Source organism: Nocardioides exalbidus (assembly GCF_900105585.1).
GTDB lineage: Bacteria > Actinomycetota > Actinomycetes > Propionibacteriales > Nocardioidaceae > Nocardioides > Nocardioides exalbidus.
Genome location: NZ_FNRT01000002.1, coordinates 1277482 through 1292608 on the forward strand (window position 1 = coordinate 1277482; position 15127 = coordinate 1292608).

General features: G+C 72.5%; 10 protein-coding genes. All 10 read right to left on the reverse strand.

Going from position 1 to position 15127, the window contains the following annotated elements; all coding sequences use genetic code 11:
* Positions 1-11: 11 nt before the first annotated feature.
* The 10 genes from BLV76_RS06450 to rhaS all read right to left on the reverse strand — a co-directional run bounded on the left by BLV76_RS06450 (position 12) and on the right by rhaS (position 15118).
* Positions 12-5474, reverse strand: a complete 5463-nt coding sequence (locus tag BLV76_RS06450) for a family 78 glycoside hydrolase catalytic domain (RefSeq protein ID WP_090968390.1) — start codon at positions 5472-5474, stop codon at positions 12-14.
* A gap of 193 nt (positions 5475-5667) precedes the next feature.
* Entirely contained in the window at positions 5668-6264 is a 597-nt protein-coding gene (locus tag BLV76_RS06455) for a LutC/YkgG family protein (protein ID WP_090968391.1), read from the reverse strand.
* Positions 6261-7781: a lactate utilization protein B gene (locus tag BLV76_RS06460; RefSeq protein WP_090968392.1), complete on the reverse strand. Its 1521-nt coding sequence runs from the start codon at positions 7779-7781 to the stop codon at positions 6261-6263. The genes BLV76_RS06455 and BLV76_RS06460 overlap by 4 nt, the downstream gene beginning before the upstream one ends.
* Complete coding sequence (locus tag BLV76_RS06465; RefSeq protein WP_090968393.1) at positions 7778-8578, reverse strand: (Fe-S)-binding protein; 801 nt, start codon at positions 8576-8578, stop codon at positions 7778-7780. Before BLV76_RS06465 ends, BLV76_RS06460 begins: the two co-directional genes overlap by 4 nt.
* Positions 8579-8662: 84 nt before the next feature.
* Positions 8663-8872, reverse strand: a complete 210-nt coding sequence (locus BLV76_RS06470) for a LuxR C-terminal-related transcriptional regulator (protein ID WP_139306500.1) — start codon at positions 8870-8872, stop codon at positions 8663-8665.
* Positions 8869-10341, reverse strand: a complete 1473-nt coding sequence (locus BLV76_RS06475; protein WP_090968394.1) for a rhamnulokinase — start codon at positions 10339-10341, stop codon at positions 8869-8871. Before BLV76_RS06475 ends, BLV76_RS06470 begins: the two co-directional genes overlap by 4 nt.
* Entirely contained in the window at positions 10338-12380 is a 2043-nt protein-coding gene (locus BLV76_RS06480) for a bifunctional aldolase/short-chain dehydrogenase (RefSeq protein WP_090968395.1), read from the reverse strand. The genes BLV76_RS06475 and BLV76_RS06480 overlap by 4 nt, the downstream gene beginning before the upstream one ends.
* Positions 12381-12420: 40 nt before the next feature.
* Positions 12421-13599 (reverse strand): L-rhamnose isomerase, encoded by a 1179-nt coding sequence (gene rhaI / locus BLV76_RS06485; RefSeq protein WP_090968396.1) that lies wholly within the window; start codon positions 13597-13599, stop codon positions 12421-12423.
* A complete protein-coding gene (locus BLV76_RS06490; protein WP_090968397.1) occupies positions 13599-13994 on the reverse strand; it encodes an L-rhamnose mutarotase in 396 nt (131 codons plus the stop codon). The genes rhaI and BLV76_RS06490 overlap by 1 nt, the downstream gene beginning before the upstream one ends.
* A gap of 77 nt (positions 13995-14071) precedes the next feature.
* Positions 14072-15118, reverse strand: coding sequence for a rhamnose ABC transporter substrate-binding protein (gene rhaS / locus BLV76_RS06495; RefSeq protein ID WP_090968398.1), 1047 nt, complete (start codon positions 15116-15118; stop codon positions 14072-14074).
* Positions 15119-15127: the final 9 nt, after the last annotated feature.

Here is a 15127-nt window from a genome sequence, read left to right on the forward strand (position 1 = left end):
TTTCGAGGGGTTCATCGGCGCACCACGATCTTCGTGGTGGCCCGGGTCGTCTGCTGCGAGCCGAGGTAGGTGACCGAGATCCGGTGGCGACCGCCCCGGCCGATCGGCACCCGGAGGGTGGTCGTGCCGCGCGAGGTGAGGCGTGCGACCCGGGTGCCGTCGACGCGGACCACCACCGTGCCCCGCACCTTCACCCCGATGGCCGACAGGGCGATCCGCAGCCGCGCGGAGCGGGCGGTCCGGTCGAGGACCTTCACCCTGAGCGTCGTCGTCGCCTTGCCGACCCGGTCGGTCTGCAGGGACGTCGCCGCGGCCCGCGAGGCGCCGGCGGTCGCGGTGACGCGCACCGAGATCCGGGCCTTCAGGTCGCGCTTCCCGATCCGGTAGGTCGCGCCGGTCGCGCCGGGGATCTGGTCGCCGTCGCGCAGCCACTGGTGGGTGACGGTGACGTCGGCCCGGCTCCACGAGCCGTCGGTGGCCCTCAGCCTCCTGCCGATCTCGGCGGTCCCCCTGACCTGCGGTGCGGCCAGCGCGACGAGCTGCTGGCTGCCGCCGTCGGTCGGGAGCGCGGCGACCTGCACGTGCTGCGCCGTCTCGGCGTTGCCGGCGACGTCGGTGGAGAACCACGCGACCTGGTGGGCGCCGCGGTCCGGCAGGACGACCGGGCCGGTGGCCTGCTGCCACTCGCCGTCGTCGACCTTCACCATCGTCGCGGCCACGCCGCTCGTGGCGTCGGTCGCGGTGAGGCGCACCTGCGCGGCCGCGCTGCTGCTCGTCGGGGCGACCACCTCCGACACCGTCACCGGTGCCGTCCGGTCGACCTTCACCTCGGTCGTCGCCGGCTCGCTGGCGTTGCCGGCCGCGTCCGTGGCGCGGTAGGTCACGGTGTGCTCGCCGTCGGCGGCCACCTCCACCGGGGCGACGTACGGCAGCCAGGTGGCGCCGTCCTGCACCTCGACCAGCGGCTGCTCGTCGAGGTCGTCGAGCGCGTCGACCTGCACCTGGACGGGACCGGTGAACCAGCCGCCCTGGCCGGCCGTGCCCTGCAGGGTGGCGCCGACCGCCGGGGCCTCGGTGTCCTTCGTCGGGTCGGGGACGACCCAGAGGTCGGCCACGGACGGGTCGTAGTCGGTGGCGTCGGTCGGGAACTCGATCTTGATGCGGGCCTTGCCGTCGGCTGTGGCGGCGAGGGCCGCCGGGGCGTCGACCAGGAGGTCGTGCGCGAGCCAGCCGAGGCCGCCCTGGGTGCGCGTGACGGAGTAGCGCCCGACCGGCACGTCGTCGACGTACAGGTTGAGCTCCTTGGTGCGCGCACCGTCGAAGGTCTCGATCATCCGGACGCCGAACGGCTGCCCGGCAGGCACGTCGACCAGCGCGGAGTACCACGAGCCCGGGAACTGCGAGTTGGCGTAGCGCCGGGTCAGCCCGGCCTCGCTGCTCGTGCCGCTGTCGGGGCCGGCCAGGACCTGGTGGGCGGTCTCGGAGGCGTTGTTGCCGAAGTCGACGTGGTCGGTCGCGCCGGCCGGCGGCGTGGTGAGGCTGACCGCCAGCGTCCCCTGGCCGCTCGCGAGCACCTGGTCGCCCTGGAGCATCCGCGCGCCGATCGCCTGGGTGCCGGCGACGACCCGGTGGGCCACCCGCACGCGGGTGGTGACCGTGCGGGTCTCCCCCGGCTCGAGGGTCAGGGTCGGACCCGCCGGCGGGGCCGGCCAGCCGTCGGGCACGGTCGCCCGCACCTGTCCGGTCTGCGGCTGGGTGCCGGCGTTGTGGAGGGTGACGTCGACCGGGACGAGCCGGCCGCGCGGGTCGGTCACCGCACCGGTGACGCCCTCGACGGCGATCCCCGCGACGATCTCCGCCCACGTCGAGGTCTCGGTGACCTCGTAGGCCCGGCCTCCGCTCGTGAAGGCGAGCGTGACCTCGACCTCGCGGTCGCCCAGGCGGGCGTCCTGCGGGACGGCGGCGTCGAAGGTGAGCTCGGCCGACGCCTCGGGCGCCAGCTCGCCGACGGTGAGGTCACCGGTGATCTCGAGGTCGCCGGCGTCGACGGTGGCCGTGAGACCGGTGACCGGGACGCCACCCCAGTTGGTGACCACGATGCTGCCGGCCGCGTGCTCGCCGCGGACGACGGGCTCGGCGAGCGGGGCGAGCGTCAGCCACACGTCGCGCTCGGGGTCGGCCTCGGGCCGCACCTGGAAGTCGTACGACCCGGACCCGACGACCACCTCGGCGACACCGTCGACGATCGCGACGCTCTCCACGCCGTCGGCGTCCGCGACGGGCGTGCCGCCCTCGAGGACCTCCTCGGCCGTGGTCGCCTCGCCCAGCGGGAGCCGGACGGTCGCGGTGCTGCCGACCGGGACCTCGGCGTGCAGCTCGAGGTTGCGGCCGCGCTTGCGCCAGTCGGAGGTGACCGGGCCGTAGGGGGTGTCGGTCGTCGCGCGGGCCGAGGCCATCTGCTCGGTCGTCGCCGGCGCGATGGTCACCTCGCGGTAGCCGTCCTCCTGCGAGGGCCGGATGCCGGCGGCGTACTGGTAGAACCAGTCGTCGACCGTGCCGAGGAAGTAGTGGCCGAGCGAGCGGGCGTCGGTGGACCAGTGCTCCCACATCGTGGTGGCGCCGTTGTCGAGCATGAAGCCCCAGCTGGGGTACGACGTCTGCTCGGCGAGGCGGACCGCGACGTCGGCGTAGCCGTGCTCGGTCAGCACGGGCAGGAGGTACTTGGTGCCGAGGGTGCCGGTGTCGAGGTGGTAGCCGCGCTGCTCGACGTCGGCGGCCAGCCGGGCCGCGACGGCGTCCTCGGTCTCCGCGTCGGGGGTCAGGCCGAAGGCGAGGGCCAGCACGTTGTGCACCTGGCGGTAGCGGTTGCCGTCCTGGCCCGCGCCGCTGTACTGGTCGCCGTCGAGGTAGGCGGCGTTGAAGGCGTCCTTGACGACGCCCGCGCGGGTGGCGAGCCGGGTGGCGTCGGCCGTCTTGCCGAGGTGCTCGGCGACGGTCGCCATCTGGTCGAGCATCAGGTAGAGGTACGCACTGCCCTCGACCCGCTGGTCCTCACCCGGGGCGTGGCCGCCGGCGGGGCTGCCCTCGGGGCTGACCCAGTCGCCGAGGCGGTTGCTGATGACGAGCCCGTCGGCCTGGCGACGGCCGTACTCGAGGTCGACGTAGGCCAGCATGTTGTCGTAGAGCTCGGTCATCACGCGCTCGTCGCCGCCGTACTGGTACAGCCACCACGGGATCATCACGTAGGCCGCGTGCCACGGCTGCGACGGACCCCAGGCACCCCAGGTGCCGGAGCTCGGCGCGATCACCATCGGGGCGCCGTTGGCCTCGCGGGTCTCGTCGAGGTCGCGCATCCACTTGGCGAAGAGCTCGTGGGTGTCGAGGTTGCGCATGAACATCTCGGCACCGACCGCGGCGTCGCCGGTCCAGCCGTTCTTCTCGAACATCGGGGTGTCGGTCGGGATGCCGTGGATGTTGTTGTAGAGCGTGTTCACGACCGCCTGGTGGGTGCGGTTCATGATGGAGCTGGAGCTCGCGAAGTCGCCCGTCTGCTCGGCGTCGGTGTGGAGCCACTCGGCGGTGAAGGCACTCAGCGGCGGCGCCTGGTCGCCCGGCCAGCCGGTGACCTCGACGTACTGGAAGCCCTGGTAGGAGAAGCGCGGCTCGAAGGTCTCCGCCGCGCCGGTGCCGGCCAGGGTGAAGGTGTCGGTCTGGAAGCCGAGCTGGAAGCCGCCGTTGTTGTCGAGGTTGACCCGGCCGTTGGCACGCAGCTTCTCGGCGTGCGCCACCGTGATCGTGCTGCCCGCCGGGCCCTGCGCGGTGACGCGGGTGCGGCCCGCGATGACCTGGGGGAACTTCAGGACGTAGACGCCGTCCTCGGGCTCGGTGATCGAGACCGGCTCGAGCTCGCGGGTGACCCGGATCGGCTGCTGGCGCTGGTTGACGAGCTCGCCCTTCGGGGCGTCGACCTCGGCGGCCGCGGCCCAGTCCGCGTCGTCGTACACCGCCGTGTCCCATCCGGGGACCTCGTAGCGGGCGTCGTAGCGCTCACCGGCGTAGAGGTCGTCGAGGCGGCGCGGGCCGCCCCGGGTGGTCCAGGTGTCGTCGGTGACGACGCGCTCGGTGGTGCCGTCGGCGTACTCCAGTGCCAGAACGCCGCGGGCGCGGGGCTCGCCGTGCCACGGCGGGCTCTGCCAGTTCCAGACGTTGCCGCCGAGCATCCCGTAGAACCCGCGGCCGAGCTCCAGGCCGAGGACGTTGTCACCAGGGGCGAGCTGGTCGGTCACGTCGGTGCCGACGTACTGGACGGTGTCGTCGTAGTCGGTGAAGCCCGGGGACAGGGTGTCGTCGCTGATCCGCTCGCCGTTGAGGGTGACGTCGGCGTAGCCGCCGGCGGCGACGTAGTAGGTCGCGTGGGCGACGGGCTTCGAGACCGAGAACTCCTTGCGGAGCAGCGGTGCCGGCTTGTCCGGCGCCTTGAGCAGCGTCTCGGCGGACGAGGTGAAGCGCAGCTCCTTGCCGACGAGCGTGCCGCCCTGGAAGGGGTTGCCGTCGGAGAAGTCGGTGGCGAGCAGCTTCTCGCCGTCGCCGGTGCGGGTGACGCGGACGCCGTGGACGGTGAACTGCTCGTTGGTGCCGGCGTTGGTGCTGGAGCGGAAGCCGACGGTGCCGCGCGAGAGGGTGCCGGTGCCGGCGACCTGGCGGTCGTCGACCTGGATGCCGTCGATCTTCGTGACCACGCGGGTGCTGTCGGTCGCGGTGCCGGGGCTGACGGTGACGCTGAGCGTGTGCACGCCCTGGCTGAGCTGGGCGGCGCTGACCTGCGCCTGGATGTTCTTGTTCTCGAGGAGCGTGTAGCCCCCGTTGACCTTGCGGTGCGGTCGGAGCGCGGCGACGCCGTCGACGACCGAGACCTGCCACATGAGGGCGTTGTTCGCACCGTTGGCGCGGAAGAGGGCGCCGAACGCGTGGCGCTGGATGGAGAAGTCGAACTCGGCGGTGTAGTCGGTCCATCCCTCCGCGGGGTCGGCCGGCGGCGGCGCGCCGATCCAGGCGGCGCCGTCCCAGTCGGCCTCGTCGACGAAGCCCGTGCGGAAGGAGCTGGACGCCACCGCAGTGCCGGCGTTGGTCACGACCGTGACGTCCCAGACGTAGCCGGTGGTCGAGGCGAGCGCGGGGCCGTCGTAGTCCACGTCGAAGGAGCGGTCGTCCTGGACGGTGCCGCTGTCCCAGGCGAGGTCGCCGTCGAGGCCCTCGGCCTCGGTCGCCACGCGGACCCGGTAGGACTCCTGCACGACGCCGCGGGCGGCCGACTGGATCACCCAGCCGAAGCGCGGGTGGTCCAGGTCGATGCCGACCGGCTCGGCCTTCCGCTCCACCTCGAGGTCGGCGAGCGAGACGCCCTCGGCCGCGCCGGCGGGGGACGCTGTGCCGGCGAGGCCGATGCCGACGAGGCCGGCGGCCAGCACGGCCACCGTTGCTGCCAGGGCAGTGAAACGTTCACGAGCAGCACGACGATGACGAGACACAGGAACTCCAGACTCTCCGAGTGAGGCACGGAACGCAGTTTGAAACGTTCCAGCGCGAGCACCGTAGAACTGGCGTGACCACGGTCACAAGAGTCGAAGGTCGAATGACCGGAACTGGCCACCACCCAGCGGTCGGGCTTCAGCTCACGAGGAGCACGTGGAGGGTGCGGGGGCCGTGGACGCCCTCGACGCGGTCGAGCTCGATGTCGCTCGTCGCCGAGGGTCCGCTGATCCAGGTCAGCGGCCGGGCCGGGTCGAGGAGGGCGATCGCGTCGGGCACGTCGGCCACGACCTGGCCCGCGTCGACGATGCAGACGTGCAGGTCGGGCACGAGGCTGATCGCCCGCCGGCCCTGGTCGGGCTGGTGGTCCAGCACGATCGTGCCGGTCTCGGCGATGCCGACGGCGGCCCGGGTGACCACCGCGTCGATCGCGTCGAGCTCGGCGGCCGAGAGGCCACCTGTGGAGGGGTCGTCGACGACTGCTCCGGCCACCTCGAGCCCGAGACCGGGAGGTACGACCGCGCGCGCCCCGCCCAGCGCCGCAGCGACGGCCTCCTCGAGCCCGGTCCGGGTGCAACGGGTGACGACGGCCCGGTAGTCGGCGACGCGCTCGTCGAAGAGCGCGACGAGGTCGCCGCGGTCCGGCGCCCGCGGTGCGGCGGGCACGGAGACGGCCGGTGACACGTCGGCGAGGGCCGCACGGACACGGCCGAGGATGTCGTCGCGGGCGCTCATGAGCCACCGCCCTTCGTGGTGCCGGACCCGTCCTGGTCGTCGTGGGTGCCGCCGTCGGTCCGGGCCCACCACTCGCGGAAGGACTCCTTCGGCGGGGCAGGCAGGTCGCGGGCCCCGGTCCACCCGGCGGCGGGGCCGGGCAGGCGGCCGGCGGCGGTGCGACCGCCGGGCAGCGTCGTACGGGAGAAGCGGCCCATGACGCGGCCGGCGAGACCGGAGGCGCGCTCGGCCAGGCCGAGGCGCCTCGCGTCGGAGAACGTCCATGCCGCGGCCTTCATCGCGACGGCCTCGGCCTTCGGGATCCGGTCGCCGCGGTGGGAGTCGACGACCTGGGCGCGCTGGTCGACCAGCACCGACGGGATGTCGATCCGGACCGGGCAGACCTCGAAGCAGGCGCCGCACAGGGAGGAGGCATAGGGCAGCGAGGCGGTCTGCTCGTCGGAGACGCCGTTGAGCAGCGGGTTGAGGATCGCGCCGATCGGGCCGGGGTAGACCGAGCCGTAGGCGTGCCCGCCGACCCGCTCGTAGACCGGGCAGACGTTGAGGCAGGCCGAGCAGCGGATGCACCGCAGCGCCTGGCGACCGACGTCGTCGGCGAGCGCACGGGTGCGGCCGTTGTCGAGCAGGACGACGTGCACCTCCTGCGGGCCGTCGCCCGGCGTCACGCCCGACCACGTCGAGGTGTAGGGATTCATCCGCTCGCCAGTGGACGAGCGCGGCAGCAGCCGGAGCATCGGGTCGAGGTCGCCCCAGGTCGCGACGACCTTCTCGATGCCCACCACGCTGACCAGCACCTCGGGCAGCGTCAGGCACATCCGGCCGTTGCCCTCGGACTCGACGACGACCAGCGTGCCGGTGTCGGCGACGGCGAAGTTGGCACCGCTCACGGCGACCTTGGCGCGCAGGAACTTCTCCCGCAGGTGCTCGCGCGCAGCGCCGGCCAGCACGGCCGGCTCGTCGGTGAGGTCGGCCGGTGCGGGCCGGCCGACGTCGCCCATGCGCCGCAGGAAGATCTCGCGGACCTCCGCCCGGTTGCGGTGGATCGCGGGCACGAGGATGTGCGAGGGCAGGTCCTCGCCGAGCTGCACGATGAGCTCGGCCAGGTCGGTCTCCCAGGCGGCGATGCCCTCGGCCTCGAGGGCCTCGTTGAGGCCGATCTCGCCGGTGGCCATCGACTTCACCTTCACGACCTCGTCGACCCCGTGGCTGTGTGCCACCTGAGCCACGATCGCGCAGGCCTCGGCGGCGTCGCGGGCCCAGTGGACCGTGGCGCCGGCGCGGGTGAGTGAGGCCTCGAGGGTCTCGAGGTGGGTGGCGAGGTCGCGCAGCGCGGCCTCCTTCACCCCGGCCCCGGCGAGCCGGAGCTCCTCCCACTCCTCCACCTCGGCCACGACGGCGGCGCGCTTGTCGCGGATGGTGTGGGTGGCGTGCGCGAGGTTGCTGCGCAGCTGGGTGTCGCCCAGCGCCGCGCGCGCGGCTGTCGGGAAGGCCGGCATGCCGACGAAGGTGCCGCTCATCCCCGGCCGCCCTTCGTGGCGGACTCGGCCCGCTCGCCGACCGCCGGGCCGCCCGGCTCCGCCTCCGTGCCCTCGGTGCTGGCCAGGATCTCGGCCAGGTGCATGACGCGGACGCCCGCGCGCTGGCGCGAGAGCATGCCGCCGATGTGCATCAGGCACGAGTTGTCGCCGGCCACGAGCACCTCGGCGCCGGTGTCGCGCACGTGGCGGGCCTTGTCGGCGCCCATCGCGACGGAGGTGTCGGCGTTCTTGAGGGCGAAGGTGCCGCCGAAGCCGCAGCACTCCTCGGCCTGGGGGAGGTCGACGAGCTGGATGCCGCGGACCGCCTCGAGCAGCCGGCGCGGCCGCTCGCCGACGCCGAGCATCCGCAGGCTGTGGCAGGTGGGGTGGTAGGTCACCCGGTGCGGGAAGTAGGCGCCGACGTCGGTCACCCCGAGCACGTCGACGATGAACTCGGTGAGCTCGTAGGTCCGCGGCGACGTCTCCGCCACGGCGGCCCGGAGCCCGGCGTCGCCCGAGCGCTCGGCGACGAGGGCGTGCTGGTGGCGCACCGACCCGGCGCAGGAGCCCGACGGCGTCACCACCGCGTCGTACCCCGCGAACGCGTCGACGAAGTTGCGCACCACGGGCACGGCCTCGTCGAAGTAGCCGGTGTTGACCATCGGCTGCGCGCAGCACGTCTGCGCCCTGGGGAACTCGACGTCGACACCGAGGCGGCGCAGCAGGCGCACGACGGCCTTCCCCGTGTCGGGGAACATCGCGTCGTTGACGCAGGTGACCTGGAGGGCGACCCTCACGTCGCTGTCCTTCCTTCTTGCTCGTGCTCTGGTGCTTGCTCTGGTGCGTGCTCTGGTGGTTGCCGTCGTGCTCCCAGTGTGGTGCTAGACGAGGCCACGACGCACGGCCCAGACGATCGCCTCGATCGTGGTCTCGCACCCCAACGTGTCACAGGCGCTGCGCGCCTTGCGGCGGACCGTGCGCTCGGAGATCTCCAGCTTGCGCGCGACGACGTCGATGGTGTCGCCCTCGGCCATCAGCCGGAGGACACGCAGCTCGTCATCGGCCGGGACGACCTCGCGGGCGTCGGTCAAGGTGTCTCCCGGCGCCGATCCGGCTCGTGCCGTCGCAGGTCGTGGGTCGCGCGCACGAGGGCACGCATCGCGTCCAGGCCGCCGGTGATCGCGCCGGCGGTCCGTCCCTGCACCAGCACGTTGCCGAGGGCGGTCGCCTCGACGGGTCCGGCGACGACGGGGAGGCCGGTGCGGTCGGCGACGAGCTGGCACAGCAGCTCGTTCTGGCTGCCGCCGCCGACCACGTGGACGACCTCGACCGTCCGGCCGGACAGGCGGGTCGCGGTGGCCAGCGCGTCGGCGTACGCCACCGCCAGAGACTCGAGGATGCAGCGCACCGTGGTGGCCGCGTCGGTCGGCGGCGCGACGTCGTGCTCGGCGCACCAGGCGGCGATGCGGGCGGGCATGTCGCCGGGCGGCACGAAGCGCGGGTCCTGGACGTCGACCACCGGGACGGCGTCGGCCGGCACGTCGGCGGCCGCCGCGAGCAGGGCGGTGAGGTCGTCGCGGCCCCAGGTGCGCAGGGTCTCGCTGAGCAGCCAGGTGCCCATGACGTTGGTGAGGAACCGGATGGTCCCGTCGACGCCGCCCTCGTGGGTGAAGTTCGCCAGCCGGCTCTCCTCGGTGAGGACCGGCTTGTCGAGCTCGAGGCCGACGAGGCCCCACGTCCCCAGGGAGATGTACGCCGACTCGGGCCGCTCGAACGGCACCCCGACCACGGCCGAGGCGGTGTCGTGCGACCCGACGGCCACCACGGGGAGGCCGGGGGCACCGACCGCCTCGCCGACCCGGGGAAGCAAGGAACCCACCAGGTCCCCGGGGTCGGCGAGGTCGGTGAACAGGGAGCGCGCGAAGCCGAGCCGCGCGAGCAGCTCGTCGTCCCACGCGCGGGTCCGGACGTCGAGCAGGCCGGTGGTCGAGGCGTTGGTGCGCTCGGTGCGCTCGACGCCGGTGAGCCAGTAGGCCAGCAGGTCCGGGACGAGCAGCAGCCGGTCGGCGTCGCGGTGCCACGGGTCGGCGGCGAGCTGGAAGACCGTGTTGAACGGCAGGAACTGCAGGCCGTTGCGGGCGTAGAGCTCGTCGGCGGCGACGACGTCGTGGACGATCGCCGGGCCGGCCTCGCCACGCGCCTCGTCGCGGTAGTGGAACGGCTGGCCGAGCAGCCGCCCGTCGCGCAGCAGGCCGTGGTCGACCGCCCAGCTGTCGATGCCGACGCTGGCCAGCCGGCCCGCCGGGGTCTCGGCGGCGAGCCGGACGGCCGCGCCGAGCCCGGCGAGGGACTGGCGGTAGAGCTCGAGCAGGTTCCAGTGCAGGCCGTCGGGCGTGCGGACCGGGTCGTTGCCGAACCGTGCCGCGGCCGTCAGGCGGAGCACGCCCGGGCCGACCTCGCCCAGCATCACCCGGCCGCTCGACGCCCCGAGGTCGATCGCGGCGACGCTGACGGGCGGTGGTGTCGAGGTCGCCCCGGGCGTCACCGCAGGCTGGGTCATCGCAGGAAGGCCGCTGCCACGCCGGCGTCGACGGGGATGTGCAGGCCGGTGGTGTGGCTCAGCTCGTCGGTGCAGAGCACGAAGACCGCGTTGGCGATGTTGTCCGGCAGCACCTCGCGCTTGAGGATCGTGCGCTGCGCGTAGAACTTGCCGAGGTCCTCCTCCTCCACGCCGTAGACCGCGGCGCGGTTGGCACCCCAGCCGGAGGCGAAGATGCCGGAGCCCTGGACGACGCCGTCGGGGTTCACGCCGTTGACCTTGATGCCGTGCTCGCCGAGCTCGGCCGCGAGGAGGCGGACCTGGTGGGCCTGGTCGGCCTTGGCAGCGCCGTAGGCGACGTTGTTGGGGCCCGCGAAGATCGAGTTCTTCGAGGAGATGTAGACGATGTCGCCGCCCATCGCCTGCTCGATCATCGCCTTGGCGGTGGCCTTGGCGACGAGGAACGAGCCCTTCGCCATCACGTCGTGCTGGAGGTCCCAGTCCTTCTCGGTGGTCTCGAGCAGCGAGCGCGAGAGCGAGAGGCCGGCGTTGTTGACGACGAGGTCGACGCCACCGAACGCCAGGACGGTCGCGTCGACGGCAGCCTGGACGGCAGCCTCGTCGGAGACGTCGACCTTCACGCCGACGGCGACGTCGGACGAGCCGATCTCCGCGGCCGCGGCCTGCGCCTTCGCCAGGTCGAGGTCGGCGATGACGACGGCCGCGCCCTCGGCAGCGAGCTTCTTCGCGGTGGCCAGGCCGATGCCCGACGCCGCGCCCGTGACCAGCGCGACGCGGGTCGCGAGCGGCTTGGGCTTCGGCATCCGCTGGAGCTTGGCCTCCTCGAGCGCCCAGTACTCGATCCGGAACTTCTCCGACTCGTCGATGGGGGCGTACGTCGACAGGCCCTCGGCGCCGCGCATCACGTTGATCGCGTTGACGTAGAACTCGCCGGCGACACGGGCGGTCTGCTTGTCCTTGCCGAAGCTGAACATGCCGACGCCGGGCACCAGCACGATGAGCGGGTCCTTGCCGCGGATCGCCGGGCTGTCGGGGGTGGCGTTGCGGTCGTAGTAGCCCTGGTAGTCCTCGCGGTAGGACACCGCGAGCTCCTGGAGCCGGGCGATGCTGTCCTCGACCGAGGCGGCCGCCGGCAGGTCGAGCACGAGCGGCTTCACCTTGGTGCGGAGGAAGTGGTCGGGGCACGACGTGCCGAGCTCGCCGAGGCGGGGGTGCTCGGCGTGGGCGAGGAAGTGCAGCACCTCGTCGGAGTCGGTGAAGTGACCGACCATCGGGCGGTCGGCCGAGGCGATGCCGCGGATCGTGGGGGCCAGGGCCGCGGCCTTCGCGCGGCGCTCGGCCTCCGGGAGGGCGGCGTACCCCTCGAGCGCGGGACCGAACGGCTCCGCCTTCGAGTGCTCCGCGATGTAGGCGGCGGCGGTGTCGATGATCCAGAGGCCGTTGGTCTCGGCCTCCTCGCTGGTGTCGCCCCAGGCGGTGATGCCGTGGCCGCCGAGGATGCAGCCGCGCGCCTGCGGGTTCTTCTCCTTGATCTCGGCGATGTCGAGGCCGAGCTGGAAGCCGGGCCGGCGCCACGGCACCCAGACGACCTGGTCGCCGAAGATCGTGCTGGTGAGCTCCTGGCCGTCGGCCGCGGTCGCGATCGCGATGCCGGAGTCGGGGTGCAGGTGGTCGACGTGCGCGGCGTCGACGAGGCCGTGCATGGCGGTGTCGATCGACGGCGCGGCGCCGCCCTTGCCGTGCAGGCAGTAGTCGAACGCGGCGACCATCTCGTCCTCGCGCTCGACGCCCGGGTAGACGTCGACGAGGGCGCGCATCCGGTCCAGGCGCAGCACCGCGAGCCCCGCGGGGGTCAGCGTGCCAAGGTCACCACCGGAGCCCTTCACCCACAGCAGCTCGACGTCCTCGCCGGTGACGGGGTCGGTCTCGGTGCCCTTGGCGGAGGTGTTGCCGCCGGCGTAGTTGGTGTTCTTCGGGTCGGCGCCCAGCCGGTTCGAGCGCTCGACGAGAGCAGCGACGGTGGGGTTGAGGTCACTCACGGTGCGGGATCCTTCTGATGGGTGTGGGTGAGGGAGGGGATCAGGTCCAGCTGAGCTGGGCGCCGCCGACGCGGTCGGCCTCGATCTGCTCCTGGTAGCCCGACGCCAGGTAGGCGCGCATCGGGTCGGCGGGCAGGCCGCGCTCCTCGCGCCAGGCGGCGAGCTCGGCGCGGACGTCGGTGTAGAAGGCGTCCATGAAGATCTCGTTGGCGCGCAGCACGTCGCCGTCGGAGCGGGCCACGTCGAGCGCCTCGGTGTCGAGGAGCAGCGCGCGGGCGGTCATCTCCTGCACGTTGAGCACCGAGCGGATCTGGCCGGGGATCTTGGCCTCGATGTTGTGGCACTGGTCGAGCATCAGCGCGACGTCGTTGGGCGTGCCGTCGGCCTGGTGGCCGAAGCCGCCGCCGCGGATGACCTCGACCATGATCCGGAACAGCTGGAACGGGTCGGCCGCGCCCACGATGAGGTCGTCGTCGGCGTAGAAGCGGCTGTTGAAGTCGAACGAGCCGAGCTTCCCCAGGCGCAGGAGCTGGGCGACGATGAACTCGATGTTGGTGCCGGGCGCGTGGTGGCCGGTGTCGAGGCACACCATCGCGCGGTCGCCGAGGGCGGCCACGTGGGCGTACGACGTGCCCCAGTCCGGGACGTCGGTGTGGTAGAACGCCGGCTCGAAGAACTTGTACTCCAGCACCAGCCGCTGGTCGTCGGAGAGCTGGTCGTAGATCGTGCGCAGGCCCTCCGCGAGGCGGTCCTGGCGGGCACGGATGTCGCCCTGGCCGGGGTAGTTGGTGCCCTCGGCGAGCCAGATCTTGAGGTCGCGCGAACCGGTCAGGTTCATCACCTCGATGCACGCGAGGTGGTGGTCGATCGCCTTCTGGCGGATCCGCCTGTCCGTGTGGGTGAGCGCGCCGAGCTTGTAGTCGTCGTCCTGGAACGTGTTGGAGTTGATCGTCCCGAGCGCGACGCCCTGCTCCTTGGCGTACGTCGCCAGCGCACCGAAGTCGTCGACCTGGTCCCACGGGATGTGGAGCGCAACGCTCGGCGCGAGGCCCGTGAAGCGGTGGACCGCCGCGGCGTCGGAGATCTTCTCCTCCACCGAGCGCGGGGTGCCGGCGGAGCCGAAGACCTTGAAGCGCGTGCCGGAGTTGCCGTAGGCCCAGGACGGGACCTCGATCGCGAGGTCGCCGAGCCGGTCGCTGATGTCGGAGAAGGAAGTCATCACTGGTCCTGAGCTGTGTCTGTGGGATGGGCGGCGGGTGCTGCCGCGGGTGGAGGGGTGCTGAGGGCGGCGAGCTGGTCCTCGAGGTGGAAGACCTCGGTCAGCTGCCAGAAGCCCTGGTCGGGCGGGAGGTCGAGGTCCTCGAAGAACTCGGCCATCTCCGCCTGCCAGCGGGCGTTCACGTCGGTGCGGGCCATGCCTGCCTGTGCGGCGGCCAGGTCGGGCGTCTCGAGGTAGCCCACGAGGAGGCCGTCGTCGCGCAGGAAGAGGGAGTAGTCGTGCCAGCCGGTGTCGTGGAGGGCCTGGAGCATGTCCGGCCACACGGCTGCGTGGCGCTCGGCGTACTCCTCCATCCGGTCCTTCCTGACCTGGAGGGTGAAGCAGACGCGGTGCATCGAGGGTCCTGTTCGGTGGGTGGTGCTCCCGGGGCCGTCGGCGGCTGGACGGGCCGACGGCCCCGGGACGGGGGCGATCAGAAGTCGAAGTCGCCGATGTTGTCCGCGTCGAACGTGTAGGGCTCGCCGAGCAGGACGACGCCGTCGGCGCCGACCTCGAAGGAGCCGAGGTCGCCGGCCTCGAAGGAGTCGCCCTCCTCGCCGGAGATGTCACCGTCGACCAGCGCCTGCGCGGCGTAGGTGGCCAGGTAGCCCAGGTCGCCCGGGTTCCACAGCGCGAACGCGGTGACGGTGCCGTCCTCGACGTACTCACGCATCTGGTTCGGGGTGCCGAGGCCGGTCAGCGCGACCTTGCCCTTGTACTGGCTGTCGGAGAGGTAGCGCGCCGCGGCGGCGATGCCGACCGTGGTGGGCGAGATGATGCCCTTGAGGTTCGGGTGGTTCTGCAGCAGCGCCTCGGTCTGGTCGAAGGACTTCTGGTCGTCGTCGTCGCCGTAGACCGTGTCGACGAGCTCGATGTCGGCGTAGTCGGGGTTGTCGGCGAGCTCCTGCTCCATGGTCTCGATCCACGCGTTCTGGTTGGTCGCGTTGGCCGAGGCGGAGAGGATCGCGATCTCGCCCTTGCCGCCGATCTGGTCGGCGACGAGCTCGAGCTGCTTGGTGGCGATGCCCTCGGCGGTGGCCTGGTTGATGAACAGGTCGCGGCAGTCGGGGTTGGTGTCGGCGTCGAAGGTGATCACCTTGACGTCGGCGCTGCGGGCCTCGTCGATCGCGTCGCACAGGGCGTCGGGGTCGTTGGCCGAGAGCAGGAGGGCGCTCTTGCCCTGCTGCGCGACGGTGTTGATGTAGGACACCTGGGCGTCGGGGCTCGCGGTGTCGGGACCGACCTCCTCGAACTCGGCGCCGATCTCGTCGGCGGCCTTCTCCGCACCGTCGGTGCTGGTGTCGAAGTAGGCGTTGCCGAGGTTCTTCGGGAGCATCGTGATGCTCAGGTCGCCGCCGCCGCCGCTGCCGCCGTCGGCGGAGCCGCCGTCGCCGTTGTCGTCGCTGCCACAGGCGGCGAGCGAGAAGGTCGCGGTGAGCAGGAGCGCGGCGATGGCCGTGGACCGCTTCTGGATCTTCATCTGTCTACC

What these genes read in the sequence shown, in the direction of transcription:
- BLV76_RS06455 (WP_090968391.1), bottom strand. Translation starts at nt 6,264, where the DNA reads ATGAGCGCCCGCGACGACATCCTCGGCCGTGTCCGTGCGGCCCTCGCC.
- BLV76_RS06460 (WP_090968392.1), bottom strand. Translation starts at nt 7,781, where the DNA reads ATGAGCGGCACCTTCGTCGGCATGCCGGCCTTCCCGACAGCCGCGCGC.
- BLV76_RS06475 (WP_090968394.1), bottom strand. Translation starts at nt 10,341, where the DNA reads ATGACCCAGCCTGCGGTGACGCCCGGGGCGACCTCGACACCACCGCCC.
- rhaI (WP_090968396.1), bottom strand. Translation starts at nt 13,599, where the DNA reads ATGACTTCCTTCTCCGACATCAGCGACCGGCTCGGCGACCTCGCGATC.
- BLV76_RS06490 (WP_090968397.1), bottom strand. Translation starts at nt 13,994, where the DNA reads ATGCACCGCGTCTGCTTCACCCTCCAGGTCAGGAAGGACCGGATGGAG.
- rhaS (WP_090968398.1), bottom strand. Translation starts at nt 15,118, where the DNA reads ATGAAGATCCAGAAGCGGTCCACGGCCATCGCCGCGCTCCTGCTCACC.